Genomic DNA, 13,702 nt, shown 5'->3' with positions numbered 1-13,702 from the left:
TGAAAATGGCAAATTTAAAAGTTACATTAGTAAAGTCTACAATCGGTGCCGTACCAAAGCATAAAAGAACTGTTGAGGCACTTGGATTAAAGAAAGTGAACAAAACAGTCGTATTACCAGATAATGCAGCTACCAGAGGTATGGTACAGCAGGTTAGACATTTAGTAAAAGTTGAAGAAGAAGCTTAATTTCAGACGATAAGGAGGTAATATCATGGACTTATCTAACTTAAGACCGGCAGACGGTTCTAAGCACAGCGATAATTTCAGAAGAGGCCGTGGACACGGTTCTGGAAATGGTAAGACAGCTGGTAAAGGTCACAAAGGTCAGAAGGCTCGTTCCGGAGCAACAAGACCAGGCTTTGAAGGTGGTCAGATGCCTTTATACAGAAGAATACCAAAGAGAGGATTCAAATGCAGAAACTCTAAAGAAATCGTTGGTATCAATGTAAGTGCATTAGAAAGATTTGAAGATGGCGCAACAGTTTCCGTTGAAACTCTGATCGAAAGCGGTATCGTAACAAATCCTAGAGATGGTGTTAAAATTCTTGGAAACGGAGAGTTAACTAAGAAACTCACTGTTCAGGCAAATGCATTCAGTGCAGGCGCTGTTGAAAAGATTGAGGCCCTTGGTGGAAAAGCAGAGGTGATCTAATGCTCAAGACTGTGCGAAAAGCATTTCAAATAGAAGACATTAGAAAACGGCTTTTCTATACATTTTTAATGCTGATCGTTGTAAGATTTGGTTCTCAGCTCCCGACTCCGGGAGTTGACCCGACTTACATTCAGAATTTACTGGCGAGCCAGAATAACGGTGCATACAGCTTTTTTGATGCATTTACCGGTGGTTCGTTCACAAGGATGTCAGTCTTCGCACTGAGCATCACACCATACATTACATCTTCCATCATTATGCAGCTTTTGACAATTGCAATTCCGAAGCTTGAGGAAATGCAGAAGGAAGGTGCTGAGGGAAGAAAGAAAATTGCGGCAATTACGCGTTATGTGACAGTTGCTCTCGCACTGATCGAATCCATTGCAATGTCTATCGGTTTTGGTCGTCAGGGACTTCTGGAAGAATTTAACTTTGTAAATGTTGCGATTGTTGTGTGTACATTGACAGCCGGTTCTGCATTCTTGATGTGGATCGGTGAGCGTATCACAGAAAAAGGTGTGGGAAATGGTATTTCTATCGTACTGTTGATTAATATTCTTTCCCGTGTACCGAATGATTTTGTGACGCTTTACACACAGTTTATTAAAGGAAAAACTCTGGCAAAGGGTGCTATGGCAGCAATCATTATCCTTGCAATTCTGTTGGCAGTTGTGTTATTTGTTATCATTCTGCAGGATGGTGAGAGAAGGATTGCAGTACAGTATTCCCAGAAAGTACAGGGAAGAAGGACATATGGTGGCAAGGCTACACATATTCCGTTAAAAGTAAATACTTCAGGTGTTATTCCGGTTATCTTTGCATCTTCACTGATGCAGTTCCCGATTGTAATTGCCCAGTTCTTAGGCAAGGGTGACGGAAACGGATGGGGAAGTCAGATTCTTCGGACAATGAATTCCAATAACTGGTGTGATCCTGATAATTTAGTATATTCAATAGGACTGATCATTTACATTGCGCTGACAATCTTTTTTGCATATTTCTATACATCGATTACATTTAATCCACTGGAAATTGCAAACAACATGAAAAAAAGCGGCGGATTTATTCCGGGAATTCGTCCTGGAAAACCAACAGTCGAATATCTGCAGACAATTTTGAATCGTATCGTATTCATTGGTGCATGCGGACTTGTGATTGTTCAGGTAGTTCCGTTCTTCTTTAACGGTGTATTTGGTGCGAATGTTTCTTTTGGAGGAACTTCACTGATCATTATCGTAGGTGTTGTACTTGAGACGATCAAGAAGATCGAGTCGCAGATGCTTGTCCGCAACTACTCAGGTTTCCTGAGCAGCAAGGGCTCATCAAAGTAAAAGGGTTCTTGGATATGAAATGAGACAATTTAGCTCGTTGTATGCTGTCCCTTTTTGGGACGGAATACGGCGGGTTAAAGTGCTATATGGAGGGATACTGTTATGAAGATTATTATGTTGGGTGCTCCTGGAGCAGGAAAAGGAACACAGGCTAAGAAAATTGCAGAGAAATATGATATTCCTCATATTTCTACAGGTGATATTTTCAGAGCCAATATTAAAAACGGAACAGAGCTTGGACAGAAAGCAAAAACATATATGGATCAGGGACTTCTTGTACCGGATGAACTGGTAGTTGACCTCGTGGTAGACAGGGTAAATCAGGAAGACTGTTCCAAAGGATATGTGCTGGATGGTTTCCCGAGAACAATCCCACAGGCAGAGGCACTGGATAAAGCTCTGTCTGCAATGGGACAGAAGATGGATTATGCCATCAATGTAGAAGTTCCGGATGAAAATATTGTAAACAGAATGTCCGGACGCAGAGCATGTGTAGACTGCGGAGCAACATACCATATTGTATATGCACCGACAGAGAAAGAGGATGTCTGTGATAAATGCGGTGGAAGTCTGATCTTAAGAGATGATGACAAACCGGAAACAGTACTGAAACGTCTTGGAGTATATCACGAGCAGACACAGCCACTGATCGACTATTATACAAAAGCGGGAATCTTAAAAGAAGTAGATGGAACGATCGATATCAATGATGTGTTTGCAGCAATCGTTCAGATTCTGGGAGAGTAATTCATGCAGCTGGAACTGGGAATGCTTGCGCGTTCGAAAGCAGGGCATGATAAGAATTGTATATATGTCATAATTTGTGTCAAAGATGAATATGTATATCTGGCAGACGGGCAGCTTCGTCCGGTCTGCCGGGCAAAGAAGAAAAACCTGAGGCATGTGCAGCCGATCAAAAAGCTTCACAGTACTTCAGTGACCGATGATGAAACAATCAGAAATGTAATAAGAAAGTATTCCAAATCTATTGGATGAGGAGTGGAAGCGTCAAGAGCGCAGGAGGATTTAGTATGTCAAAAGCTGACGTAATCGAAATTGAAGGAGTCGTAGTTGAAAAGCTGCCAAACGCAATGTTTAAAGTAGAGCTGGAGAATGGTCATATCGTGCTGGCTCATATCAGTGGAAAACTGCGTATGAATTTTATTAAGATTTTACCAGGTGACAAGGTGACATTGGAGATGTCTCCATACGATCTGAGCAAAGGAAGAATTGTTTGGAGAGATAAGTAAAAAGGTATTGACTTTATTAGATATAGGGTGCTATAATATCAAATGGCTGTTTTTGGGTAGGTGTGTCCAAAAACAGTTGGAAACGTAAGGGTTTTAGCAAAGGATGGAAGGAGGATTTGACATGAAGGTTAGATCATCAGTAAAACCAATTTGTGAAAAATGCAAAATCATTAAAAGAAAAGGAAGCATCAGAGTAATCTGTGAGAATCCTAAGCACAAACAGCGTCAGGGATAATTGTTGGTTTGTGAAATGAATTAGGCGGCTGACAGCGCGACACACCAGGAAGTGTGTAGAGCTGTTTAATATACAGTAAGGATACACCACTGCTACGCATTTGGCAGATTGCCTCACAAGAAGGCTGGTGGTCTTGACACATACACGAGAACTTGGATACAGGTTCTTTCTTCTGCATTCGGCAGGACAGTATGTGTGTGTATATTGCTTCTAATACCCGACGGTCATTTGCGTAAAAAGATTTGCGTGTCGGGAAAGGGTGCATCATATTTGCACCTGGTGTGATTCAGCAAAGTCTGACACACCCAGTTAAAGACAATATTAAATTTAGATTCAAAATGGAGGAAAGACACATGGCTCGTATTGCAGGTGTAGACTTACCAAGAGACAAACGTGTAGAAATCGGACTTACTTATATTTACGGAATCGGAAAAACATCCGCTATCCGTATCCTTGCAGATGCAGGAGTAGATCCAGATACACGTGTTAGAGATTTGACACAGGACGACGTTAAGAAAATCAGTGAAGTGATCGATGAGACTCAGGTTGTAGAAGGTGATCTCAGAAGAGAAATCCAGTTAAACATCAAGAGACTTAAAGAAATCGGATGCTACCGTGGAATCCGTCACAGAAAAGGACTTCCGGTACGTGGTCAGAAAACAAAGACTAATGCAAGAACATGCAAAGGTCCTAAGAGAACTGTAGCAAACAAGAAAAAATAATATAAAGTAATATCCCCGTCAAGTGGGGAATACAAGAATTCAAGAAAGTAGGTTAGTTTAAATGGCTAAGAAAGTTACAAAAAAAGTGACAAAGAAACGTGTCAAGAAAAACGTTGAACGAGGACAAGCACATATCCAGTCATCTTTTAATAATACAATCGTAACATTAACAGATACACAGGGAAATGCACTTTCATGGGCAAGTGCAGGCGGTCTGGGATTTAGAGGTTCAAGAAAATCTACTCCATATGCAGCTCAGATGGCAGCTGAAACAGCAGCAAAGGCAGCATTAGTACATGGTCTGAAAACAGTTGATGTTTTCGTAAAGGGTCCAGGATCAGGAAGAGAAGCTGCAATCCGTGCATTACAGGCTTGCGGTATTGATGTAGTAAGTATCAAAGACGTAACACCGGTACCACACAACGGATGCCGCCCACCAAAACGCAGAAGAGTCTAATTTCAGGACTTGGCGGCAGTTTTTTGCTGCAGGTGAGCTAACAGAGAATTTGAGCAATGAGCATAGCGGATTACTGCAGTTCCGCTGATTTTTAAGGAGGATAAACATGGCAGTTAATAGAGTTCCAGTTCTTAAAAGATGCCGTTCATTAGGTATGGACCCAATCTATTTAGGAATCAACAAAAAATCTAACAGACAGTTAAAAAGAGCTAATAGAAAAATGAGCGAGTACGGTCTCCAGTTACGTGAGAAACAGAAAGCAAAATTCATCTATGGTGTATTAGAGAAACCTTTCAGAAACTACTATGCAAAAGCAAAACAGATGGAAGGTATGACAGGTGAAAACCTGATGATTCTTCTGGAATCCAGACTGGACAATGTAATGTTCCGTATGGGATTCGCAAGAACAAGAAAAGAAGCTAGACAGATCGTTGACCACAAACACGTTTTAGTAAACGGAAAACAGGTAAACATTCCATCTTACCTTGTAAAAGCTGGTGACGTGATTGAAATCAAAGAAAAACACAAAGACTGCCAGAGATACAAAGATATTCTGGAAGTAACAGGTGGAAACATGATTCCTGACTGGCTGGAAGTTGATGCTGAGAACCTGAAAGGTACAGTAAAAGAGCTTCCTTCAAGAGAAGCAATCGATGTTCCTGTAGATGAGATGTTAATCGTCGAATTATATTCTAAATAATCTCTCAGTGAGTAGCAGAAGTTTTAGAATCCGGAGATTTAACATTGTACCCCCTCAACATATATTAACCCATAAGGAGGGTCTGTGTAGTGTTTGATTTTAATAAGCCGAATATTGAAATTACAGAAATTTCAGAAGATAAAAAATATGGAAAATTTGTAGTGGAACCTCTGGAGAGAGGATACGGAATCACATTGGGTAACTCCCTGAGAAGAATCATGCTTTCTTCTCTTCCGGGAGCAGCCATCAGTTCTGTAAAGATTGACGGAGTTCTGCACGAATTCAGTTCCATCCCAGGTGTAAAAGAAGATGTAACAGAGATTATCATGAACTTAAAGTCCCTGGCAATCAAAAATACATCAGAATCAGACGAAGTAAAGACTGCATATATCGAGTTTGAAGGAGAAGGTATTGTAACAGGTGCTGATATCCAGACAGATTCTGATATTGAGATTATGAATCCGGAGCAGGTTATCGCTACATTGAGCGGCGGTAAAGACAGCAAATTGTATATGGAACTTACCATTACAAAAGGCAGAGGATACGTAAGCGCAGACAAGAACAAGAGTGAGGATATGCCGATTGGTGTGATTCCGATCGATTCAATCTATACACCGGTTGAACGTGTCAATATGACCGTTCAGAATACTCGTGTCGGACAGGTTACAGATTATGACAAACTGACATTAGACGTATGGACAAAGGGAACACTGCTTCCGGATGAGGCAGTCAGCCTTGCAGCAAAAGTTCTCAGTGAACATCTGAAATTATTCATTGACCTTTCTGAAGTTGCTCAGTCAGCTGAAGTCATGATTGAAAAAGAGGATGACGAGAAAGAGAAAGTTCTGGAGATGAGCATTGATGAATTAGAGCTTTCTGTACGTTCATACAACTGTCTGAAGAGAGCCGGCATCAACACAGTAGAAGAACTTACAAACAAGACACCGGAAGACATGATGAAGGTGCGTAACCTTGGACGTAAGTCTCTGGAAGAAGTGCTGGCAAAATTAAAAGAATTAAACCTTGAGTTAAATCAGGGAGAGGAATAAAGAAAATTATCCCGTCAGTAAGCCCGAAGAGCGTGGCGGGAGCATTTGATTTATAAGCCCGAAGATGCAAAACCAAATGTTTATTTAATGGAGGACCATAAAAATGGCAAAATATAGAAAACTCGGCAGAACATCCAGCCAGAGAAAAGCTTTGATCAGAAACCAGGTAACAGCATTACTGAACAATGGTAAAATTGTTACTACAGAAGCAAAAGCAAAAGAGATCCGTAAAGAAGTTGAAAAACTGATCGCTTTAGCTGTAAAAGAAAAAGATAACTTCGAAGAAGTAACTGTAAAAGCTAAAGTTGCTAAAAAAGACGACAAAGGCAGAAGAGTGAAAGAAGTTGTTGACGGTAAAAAAGTAACTGTTTACGAAGAAGTTGAAAAGACAATCAAAAAAGATATGCCAAGCAGACTTCACGCAAGAAGACAGATGCTGAAAGTTCTTTACACAGCAACAGAAGCTCCAAAGAACAACATCAAGAGAAATATGAAAAAAGTTGATTTAGTGGATAAATTATTCACAGAAATCGCTCCAAAATATGCAGACCGCAACGGTGGTTACACAAGAATCGTTAAGATTGGCCAGCGTAAAGGTGATGCAGCTATGGAAGTACTGATCGAGTTAGTTTAATCAGTAATCAAAATAGCAAAAGAGAAGCACTTGAAGATCAGAGATGGTTTTCGAGTGCTTTTTTGATTCATCTAAAATTAAAAAAAATTTAATGATTTTTGCAACACATTTGTAATCTTTTTCGTCTAATATATAGGTGATACTGTATCACGGTATTATTACATAAGAGAATGTAAAAGGGGAACATTTAGGATGGGAAAAGCGAAAAAAACAAAGGCAGTAAAAAGAAGAAAAGTGGGAAAAGACGGTAAAGTAAAGGCTTTGTGGATCACAGGAGGGGTTCTTGCAGTGATCTGTTTGATCTATGTTGCAATCTCTGTGTATTTCATGAGTCACTTTTTCGTGAATACGAAAATTAACGGTAAAAACTTTTCGGGGAAGACAGCAAGTGATGTAGAAAAGTATCTCCAGACAAATATAAAAGATTATAAGCTTACAATTTTGGAAAATGAAGGAAGACAGGATGTGATCAGCGGAAGCGAGATTGGACTGGAATACAGAGCGGGGACAGAAACAGAAAAATTGTTGAAGGATCAGAATGGATTCGCCTGGCCGAAAGCTTTCTTTACGGAGAATTCCAGAAAGGTTTCAGTCAATGTGTCATATAATGAGGAATCCTTGAATCAGCGGATCTCACAGCTTTCATGTCTGCAGACAGAGCAGACACCGGCAGAGAATGCAAAGCCGGAATTTGATGGAAACCAGTATGTCATCAAACCGGAAGTGTATGGAAATGCCGTGGATAAAGAACGTCTTACAGAGCAGGTAAAAGTTCATATCACAGAGTTTCAGCCACAGTTGGATATGGTGGAAACCAAGTGCTATGCGAAACCAAAATATGTAGAGGATTCCAAGGAAGTACAGGAAGCCTGTGATGCAATGAATAAATATGTAAATGCAAGTATCACATATCCGATGAATGAACCAGTCGTAGTAGATAAAGCGCTGATCTCACAGTGGCTACAGGTAGACGGAGAAATGAAGGTTTCTCTCAATACAGAGGCGATGAAGCAGTGGTTTACTGCCTTTGGAGATAAGTATGATACACAGGGAACGACCAGAACCTTTACAACGCCGGCCGGAAAGAGCGCAACTGTGACGGGCGGGACTTATGGATGGTCGATTGATGAGGATACAGAGCTTGTGAATCTGCAGAACAGCATTTTAAACGGGGAAGTAGTCACAAGGGAGCCTGCATATTATGCGGGCGGTACTGCCGCAGCACATTCCGGGCAGGACTGGGGAAATACGTATGCAGAAGTGGATATGAGTGCACAGCATATGTGGTATGTTCAGAATGGACAGGTGGTGCTGGAGACGGATGTTGTGACAGGAGAGCCGATTCCGTCCAAGATTACACCGGAAGGAGTGTATTCCCTGATGTGGAAGCAGCCAAATTCTGTTCTGGTCGGAGATATTAATCCAGATACCGGAGAACCGGCATACAGAACAAAGGTAAAATACTGGATGCAGGTGACGTCAAGCGGAGTCGGTTTTCATGATGCGACCTGGCAGACTGCATTTGGCGGGACATTGTATCAGATTCCGGGAACAGGGTCTCATGGCTGTATCAATATGCCGTTAGATCAGGCGGGGGCGCTCTTCAATATGATCGAACCAGGGACACCGGTAATCTTCCATTGGTGATAAAAAATTAATTTTTTGTGCAAATGTACCAATTGATGTTAAAAAGATAACGTTAAATATTTGTCAAAAGCTATATTGACAATTATTTAACAAGAAAGTATACTAATACCTGTAATTAAGAAACCAAGTCAATTACAGGAGGATTATTGAAATGGCGAAGAAAAAAGAAGAGATGGGAGTACCTGCAATCGTAGACAGCGTAGAAACACTGGAAGCGAAGATGAAAGCAATGCGCGAAGCTCAGAAAGAATTTGCAAAATTCTCTCAGGAGCAGGTTGATAAGATTTTCTATGAAGCAGCAATGGCAGCGAACAAAATGCGTATTCCACTCGCTAAAATGGCAGTTGAAGAGACACAGAGAGGTGTTCTTGAAGATAAAATCATTAAAAATCATTATGCAGCAGAGTACATCTATAATGCATATAAAGATACAAAAACTTGTGGGGTGATCGAAGAAGACACTGCATACGGAATCAAAAAAGTGGCAGAGCCGATTGGACTTGTTGCGGCTGTTATCCCGACAACAAACCCGACATCTACAGCAATCTTTAAAACACTGATCTGCTTGAAAACAAGAAATGCAATTATCATCAGTCCACACCCAAGTGCAAAAGCATGTACGATCGAAGCTGCAAAGGTAGTATTGGATGCAGCCGTAAAAGCCGGAGCACCGGAAGGAATCATCGGATGGATCGATGTTCCATCTCTGGAACTGACAAATCAGGTTATGAGAGATTCTGACATCATCCTGGCTACAGGTGGTCCTGGAATGGTGAAGGCTGCATATTCTTCAGGAAAACCAGCACTTGGTGTTGGACCTGGAAATACACCTGTTATCATTGATGATACAGCAGATATCAAGATGGCAGTAAACTCTATCATCCATTCTAAAACATTTGACAATGGTATGATCTGTGCTTCTGAGCAGTCAGTTACTGTTCTGGATAGCATTTATGAAGAAGTGAAGAAAGAATTCCAGTATCGTGGATGCTACTTCCTGAAAAAAGGCGCTGAGCTTGATAAGGTTCGTAAGACAATTATCATCAATGGTGCATTAAACAGCAAGATTCCTGGAAAATCTGCATATGAGATTGCAAAAATGGCAGGTGTAGATGTTCCTGAGAATACAAAAATCCTGATCGGTGAAGTAGAGTCTGTAGATATTTCAGAAGAATTTGCTCACGAAAAATTATCTCCTGTACTTGCTATGTATAAAGCAAAAACATTTGACGAAGCACTTGCAAAAGCAGAACAGCTTGTAGCAGACGGTGGATATGGACATACATCTGCTCTGTACGTTCATCCGGCACAGACAGAAAAGATTGAAAAACACTATGCAGCAATGAAGACATGCCGTGTTCTGATCAACACTCCTGCAGCTCAGGGTGGTATCGGAGATCTTTACAACTTCAAACTGGCTCCATCTCTTACACTGGGATGTGGTTCATGGGGCGGAAACTCCGTATCAGAAAACGTTGGAGTAAAACACCTGATTAACGTGAAGACAGTTGCAGAGAGGAGAGAGAACATGCTCTGGTTCAGAACACCTGAAAAAGTATACTTCAAGAAAGGCAGCATGCCGGTTGCACTGGATGAACTTGGAACAATCATGCACAAGAAAAAAGCATTCATCGTAACAGACTCATTCCTGTACAAAAACGGATATGTAAAAGGAATCGAAGAGAAACTGGATGCTATGGGAATCCAGCACACATGCTTCTATGAAGTAGCTCCGGACCCGACACTGCAGTGTGCACAGAAAGGTGCAGACATGATGCGTTCTTTCGAGCCTGATACAATTATTGCTCTTGGTGGTGGATCTGCAATGGACGCTGCTAAGATTATGTGGGTAATGTACGAATATCCGGATGCAAACTTTGAAGATATGGCTATGGACTTCATGGATATCCGTAAGAGAGTATACACATTCCCTGAGATGGGTAAAAAAGCATACTTCGTAGCAATCCCGACATCTTCAGGAACAGGTTCTGAGGTAACACCATTTGCGATCATTACAGACGCAGAGACAGGTGTAAAATGGCCGCTGGCTGATTACCAGTTACTTCCGAACATGGCAATCGTTGATGTTGACAACATGATGACACAGCCAAAAGGACTGACAAGTGCATCAGGTATCGACGTTATGACACATGCGATCGAAGCATTTGTATCTATCATGGCTACAGACTACACAGATGGTCTTGCTATGAAAGCAGTGAAGATGGTATTTGAAAACCTTCCATCTGCATATGAGAACGGAGCAAATGATCCGAAAGCACGTGAAGAGATGGCAAACGCTTCTTGTATGGCTGGTATGGCATTCGCAAATGCATTCCTTGGATTGAACCACTCTATGGCTCATAAACTGGGAGCATTCCACCATCTGCCACACGGTGTTGCAAACGCAGTACTTCTGACAGAAGTTATGAGATACAATGCATCTGAGGTTCCAACTAAGATGGGAACATTCTCTCAGTATCAGTATCCACATGCACTTGCAAGATACGCTGAGTTAGGACGTTTTGCAGGATGCACAGGAAAAGATGACAAAGAAGTATTTGAGAACTTCCTTGCAAAACTGGAAGTATTAAAAGAACAGATCGGAATCAAGAAATCCATCAAAGAGTATGGTATCGATGAGAAATACTTCCTTGACACACTGGATGACATGGTAGAGCAGGCATTCAATGACCAGTGTACAGGAGCAAACCCAAGATACCCACTGATGAAAGAGATCAAAGAACTTTACCTGAAATGCTACTATGGAAAATAATTTCCGGTAAGGAAAATAAGAGAGAAGGACATTCCAAACGCCAGAAATGACGGGAGGAGTGTCCTCTTTTTGTGAAAATATAAAAGAAGAAAATCGTTAAAAAAAGTTAAGAAATTAACAATTATATTCAGTAAAAAAATATCGTGAAAAATTGCACAAAGTTAACTTTAGGGGCTTACATTTCAAAAAAGCAGGAGCTATAATAAGGTCAGTAAAAGAAAAACAGATACCACACCGGAAGGATTTACCGGGCGGGATAGAATGTATGACAGGAGGCAATTTTTATGAAACTGGAAGAAAAAAACTTAATCGTAAAACGTTCTTACAAAGAAGTGTACAAATGTGAAGAAGGAATTGTAAAAGTATTTGCAAAAGAGCATCCGAAGTCAGACGTACTGAATGAGGCTTTAAATACTGCCCGTGTTGAAGAAGCAGGACTGGATATCCCGAGTGTAAAAGAAGTGACACAGATCGATGGAAAATGGGCTCTGGTGATCGAGTACAAAGATGGTAAGACAATGGAAGAGATGATGAAGGTCGATCCTACAAATCTGGAGAAATATATGAATGATTTTGTGGATCTGCAGCTGAGTGTTACAAGTAAAAAGGCACCTCTTTTAAACAAGATGAAAGATAAATTTGCCCGGCAGATCAATGGATTAAAAGTCCTGGATGCGACGACAAGATATGAACTGATGACACGACTGGAAAGTATGCCGAAGCATGACAAGATCTGTCACGGAGATTTTAATCCGAGCAACGTGATCGTTGGAAAGAACGGTAAGATGACTGTGATTGACTGGGCTCATGTGACACAGGGAAATGCAAGTGCGGATGCAGCTATGACCTATCTTTTGTTTGCACTGGAAAGTCAGGAAAAAGCAGATCTGTACCTGAAGATTTTCTGTAAGAAGAGTGATACAGCAATGCAGTATGTACAGCAGTGGCTTCCGATCGTCGCAGCAGCACAGCTTTCCAAGGAAAATGCGCTTGAGAAAGATTTCCTGATGAGATGGATTGATGTTATGGATTACCAATAGAAAAGAGGCTGAAGATCGGTATTAACAAACCGATTTTCAGCCTTCTTTTTATGTACGTATAAATTTCTACCAGCTCTGGAAGAAAAGATTCCCGCCGACATTGACTCCCGGACGATCGGTAGCACCTGCATACAGGAAGTAGTAGCAGTCAATGACAGAAGAAAGTCTTGCTCCGTTGACTGCGTCCTGGGTAACCTGAAGTGCCAGGCTGGACGGACCGGAATTCAGAACAGAATCAAGTCTTCCGCTCCAGACCGGTTCAAACTGTCCGGTTGCATAGATGACACCGTGAATTGAATTCGGGAAAAGCGGACTTTCCACACGATTCATGATCACGGTCGCTACAGCCAGCATGGAATTATAATCATGTATGGCCTCGCAGTCCAATAAAGCGGCAAAGGTAGTGAGCTCATCATGGGTTGCATCAGAGCCTCCTCCCTGAATGATATCTCCGCCGGAATCCGGTGTAGTCGGAGGTGTCGGAGTCACTGTTGAGTTACCGTCACCGGATGAAGGCTTGTCCGATTTCTGCTGCTGTTGCTGCTGAAGTTCCTGCTGTCTTTTTGCTTCCAGTTCTGCAGCTTCCTGTGCTCTAAGTGCTGCAAGCTGTGCCTGAAATGTAGCCAGATCAGTAGAAGTAGCAGCGGCTTTCGCTTCGAGATCAGACTGCTTCTTATCCAGACTTGTCTGGAGTGAGACCAGAGAATCCTGCTGTGCCTGAAGAGTCTTTTCCTCTTCTGCGATTTGATTTTTCGTCTCCTGCAGTTCAGTGAGCATCTTGCGGTCATAGTCGCTGATGTTCTGGATAAAATCTGCTTTGTTCAGAAAGTCAGTCATATCCTCTGCAGAAAAGAGCATTTCCAGAAGTGATGCGCTTCCGGTCTCGTACATATACTTAATACGTGTCTTCATGTCATTATACTGTTGAGCTTCTTTTGCCTGTGCGTCGGCTAAGGAATCTTTTGTCCTTTGAATCTCGCCATTCGTAATCTCAACCTGCATCTCAGTCGTAGATATCTGATCGCTGATGGCGACAAGTTCCTGATTGATACCGGCCAGCTGGCCTGCCAGATCAGAAGTTTTGCTTTCGAGGCTTTGGGTGCTTTCCTCTGCGGAAACAGGGAGAACAGAAAAAGCCATTGCGAGGGAGCAAATAAGTGCAGTACCTGTTTGCAGCCTGCGTTTTAAGCCTGATTTCATAACTTTAATT

The 13,702-nt window shown here is 41.6% G+C and carries 16 protein-coding genes; 15 read left to right on the top strand and 1 reads right to left on the bottom strand.

Annotated features, from left to right (window positions below):
* Positions 1 to 5 precede the first annotated feature (5 nt).
* From rpmD to FXV78_RS02775, 15 genes are all read left to right on the top strand, one after another.
* Positions 6 to 188: a 50S ribosomal protein L30 gene (rpmD, locus tag FXV78_RS02845; RefSeq protein WP_022037027.1), complete on the top strand. Its 183-nt coding sequence runs from the start codon at positions 6 to 8 to the stop codon at positions 186 to 188.
* Between the two features lie 25 nt (positions 189 to 213).
* The gene (rplO, locus tag FXV78_RS02840; RefSeq protein ID WP_004843584.1) at positions 214 to 654 is read left to right on the top strand and encodes a 50S ribosomal protein L15; all 441 of its coding nucleotides are present in this window, start codon (positions 214 to 216) and stop codon (positions 652 to 654) included.
* A complete protein-coding gene (secY, locus tag FXV78_RS02835) occupies positions 654 to 1,985 on the top strand; it encodes a preprotein translocase subunit SecY (RefSeq protein ID WP_004843583.1) in 1,332 nt (443 codons plus the stop codon). The genes rplO and secY overlap by 1 nt, the downstream gene beginning before the upstream one ends.
* Positions 1,986 to 2,087: 102 nt before the next feature.
* Positions 2,088 to 2,732: an adenylate kinase gene (locus tag FXV78_RS02830; protein WP_004843582.1), complete on the top strand. Its 645-nt coding sequence runs from the start codon at positions 2,088 to 2,090 to the stop codon at positions 2,730 to 2,732.
* 3 nt (positions 2,733 to 2,735) lie between these two features.
* Positions 2,736 to 2,981 (top strand): KOW domain-containing RNA-binding protein, encoded by a 246-nt coding sequence (locus FXV78_RS02825; RefSeq protein ID WP_004843581.1) that lies wholly within the window; start codon positions 2,736 to 2,738, stop codon positions 2,979 to 2,981.
* A 35-nt stretch (positions 2,982 to 3,016) separates the two neighbouring features.
* Positions 3,017 to 3,235 carry a translation initiation factor IF-1 gene (infA, locus tag FXV78_RS02820; protein ID WP_004074886.1) on the top strand — a complete coding sequence of 73 codons (219 nt, stop codon included), beginning with the start codon at positions 3,017 to 3,019 and terminating at the stop codon, positions 3,233 to 3,235.
* A 121-nt stretch (positions 3,236 to 3,356) separates the two neighbouring features.
* Positions 3,357 to 3,470 carry a 50S ribosomal protein L36 gene (rpmJ, locus tag FXV78_RS02815; RefSeq protein WP_003497809.1) on the top strand — a complete coding sequence of 38 codons (114 nt, stop codon included), beginning with the start codon at positions 3,357 to 3,359 and terminating at the stop codon, positions 3,468 to 3,470.
* Between the two features lie 353 nt (positions 3,471 to 3,823).
* On the top strand, positions 3,824 to 4,192 hold the full coding sequence (gene rpsM, locus FXV78_RS02810) for a 30S ribosomal protein S13 (RefSeq protein ID WP_009245086.1): 369 nt from the start codon (positions 3,824 to 3,826) through the stop codon (positions 4,190 to 4,192).
* A 61-nt stretch (positions 4,193 to 4,253) separates the two neighbouring features.
* Positions 4,254 to 4,649: a 30S ribosomal protein S11 gene (rpsK, locus tag FXV78_RS02805; protein ID WP_004843578.1), complete on the top strand. Its 396-nt coding sequence runs from the start codon at positions 4,254 to 4,256 to the stop codon at positions 4,647 to 4,649.
* Positions 4,650 to 4,755: 106 nt separating this feature from the next.
* Positions 4,756 to 5,349: a 30S ribosomal protein S4 gene (rpsD, locus tag FXV78_RS02800; RefSeq protein ID WP_009245085.1), complete on the top strand. Its 594-nt coding sequence runs from the start codon at positions 4,756 to 4,758 to the stop codon at positions 5,347 to 5,349.
* An 89-nt stretch (positions 5,350 to 5,438) separates the two neighbouring features.
* Positions 5,439 to 6,398 (top strand): DNA-directed RNA polymerase subunit alpha, encoded by a 960-nt coding sequence (locus FXV78_RS02795; protein WP_004843576.1) that lies wholly within the window; start codon positions 5,439 to 5,441, stop codon positions 6,396 to 6,398.
* 103 nt (positions 6,399 to 6,501) lie between these two features.
* Positions 6,502 to 7,032 carry a bL17 family ribosomal protein gene (locus tag FXV78_RS02790; protein WP_004843575.1) on the top strand — a complete coding sequence of 177 codons (531 nt, stop codon included), beginning with the start codon at positions 6,502 to 6,504 and terminating at the stop codon, positions 7,030 to 7,032.
* 192 nt (positions 7,033 to 7,224) lie between these two features.
* Positions 7,225 to 8,679 carry a L,D-transpeptidase family protein gene (locus FXV78_RS02785; protein ID WP_004843574.1) on the top strand — a complete coding sequence of 485 codons (1,455 nt, stop codon included), beginning with the start codon at positions 7,225 to 7,227 and terminating at the stop codon, positions 8,677 to 8,679.
* A gap of 151 nt (positions 8,680 to 8,830) precedes the next feature.
* The gene (gene adhE, locus FXV78_RS02780) at positions 8,831 to 11,452 is read left to right on the top strand and encodes a bifunctional acetaldehyde-CoA/alcohol dehydrogenase (protein WP_004843573.1); all 2,622 of its coding nucleotides are present in this window, start codon (positions 8,831 to 8,833) and stop codon (positions 11,450 to 11,452) included.
* Positions 11,453 to 11,736: 284 nt separating this feature from the next.
* Positions 11,737 to 12,492, top strand: a complete 756-nt coding sequence (locus FXV78_RS02775; RefSeq protein ID WP_004843572.1) for an aminoglycoside phosphotransferase family protein — start codon at positions 11,737 to 11,739, stop codon at positions 12,490 to 12,492.
* A 66-nt stretch (positions 12,493 to 12,558) separates the two neighbouring features.
* Here the strand turns inward: FXV78_RS02775 and FXV78_RS02770 are convergent, their stop codons facing one another.
* A complete protein-coding gene (locus FXV78_RS02770; protein WP_004843571.1) occupies positions 12,559 to 13,692 on the bottom strand; it encodes a cell wall hydrolase in 1,134 nt (377 codons plus the stop codon).
* Between the last annotated feature and the right edge of the window lie 10 nt (positions 13,693 to 13,702).

Origin of the sequence: Mediterraneibacter gnavus ATCC 29149, from assembly GCF_008121495.1 — a bacterium.
GTDB lineage: Bacteria > Bacillota > Clostridia > Lachnospirales > Lachnospiraceae > Mediterraneibacter > Mediterraneibacter gnavus.
Note: the sequence above shows the minus strand (reverse complement) of the source record. Positions and strands in the feature narration are given on the sequence as shown.

Excerpts from the sequence above, each read along its gene's own strand:
- rpmD (WP_022037027.1), top strand. The coding sequence starts at position 6 with ATGGCAAATTTAAAAGTTACATTAGTAAAGTCTACAATCGGTGCCGTA.
- rplO (WP_004843584.1), top strand. The coding sequence starts at position 214 with ATGGACTTATCTAACTTAAGACCGGCAGACGGTTCTAAGCACAGCGAT.
- secY (WP_004843583.1), top strand. The coding sequence starts at position 654 with ATGCTCAAGACTGTGCGAAAAGCATTTCAAATAGAAGACATTAGAAAA.
- FXV78_RS02830 (WP_004843582.1), top strand. The coding sequence starts at position 2,088 with ATGAAGATTATTATGTTGGGTGCTCCTGGAGCAGGAAAAGGAACACAG.
- FXV78_RS02825 (WP_004843581.1), top strand. The coding sequence starts at position 2,736 with ATGCAGCTGGAACTGGGAATGCTTGCGCGTTCGAAAGCAGGGCATGAT.
- infA (WP_004074886.1), top strand. The coding sequence starts at position 3,017 with ATGTCAAAAGCTGACGTAATCGAAATTGAAGGAGTCGTAGTTGAAAAG.
- rpmJ (WP_003497809.1), top strand. The coding sequence starts at position 3,357 with ATGAAGGTTAGATCATCAGTAAAACCAATTTGTGAAAAATGCAAAATC.
- rpsM (WP_009245086.1), top strand. The coding sequence starts at position 3,824 with ATGGCTCGTATTGCAGGTGTAGACTTACCAAGAGACAAACGTGTAGAA.
- rpsK (WP_004843578.1), top strand. The coding sequence starts at position 4,254 with ATGGCTAAGAAAGTTACAAAAAAAGTGACAAAGAAACGTGTCAAGAAA.
- rpsD (WP_009245085.1), top strand. The coding sequence starts at position 4,756 with ATGGCAGTTAATAGAGTTCCAGTTCTTAAAAGATGCCGTTCATTAGGT.
- FXV78_RS02790 (WP_004843575.1), top strand. The coding sequence starts at position 6,502 with ATGGCAAAATATAGAAAACTCGGCAGAACATCCAGCCAGAGAAAAGCT.
- FXV78_RS02785 (WP_004843574.1), top strand. The coding sequence starts at position 7,225 with ATGGGAAAAGCGAAAAAAACAAAGGCAGTAAAAAGAAGAAAAGTGGGA.
- adhE (WP_004843573.1), top strand. The coding sequence starts at position 8,831 with ATGGCGAAGAAAAAAGAAGAGATGGGAGTACCTGCAATCGTAGACAGC.
- FXV78_RS02775 (WP_004843572.1), top strand. The coding sequence starts at position 11,737 with ATGAAACTGGAAGAAAAAAACTTAATCGTAAAACGTTCTTACAAAGAA.
- FXV78_RS02770 (WP_004843571.1), bottom strand. The coding sequence starts at position 13,692 with ATGAAATCAGGCTTAAAACGCAGGCTGCAAACAGGTACTGCACTTATT.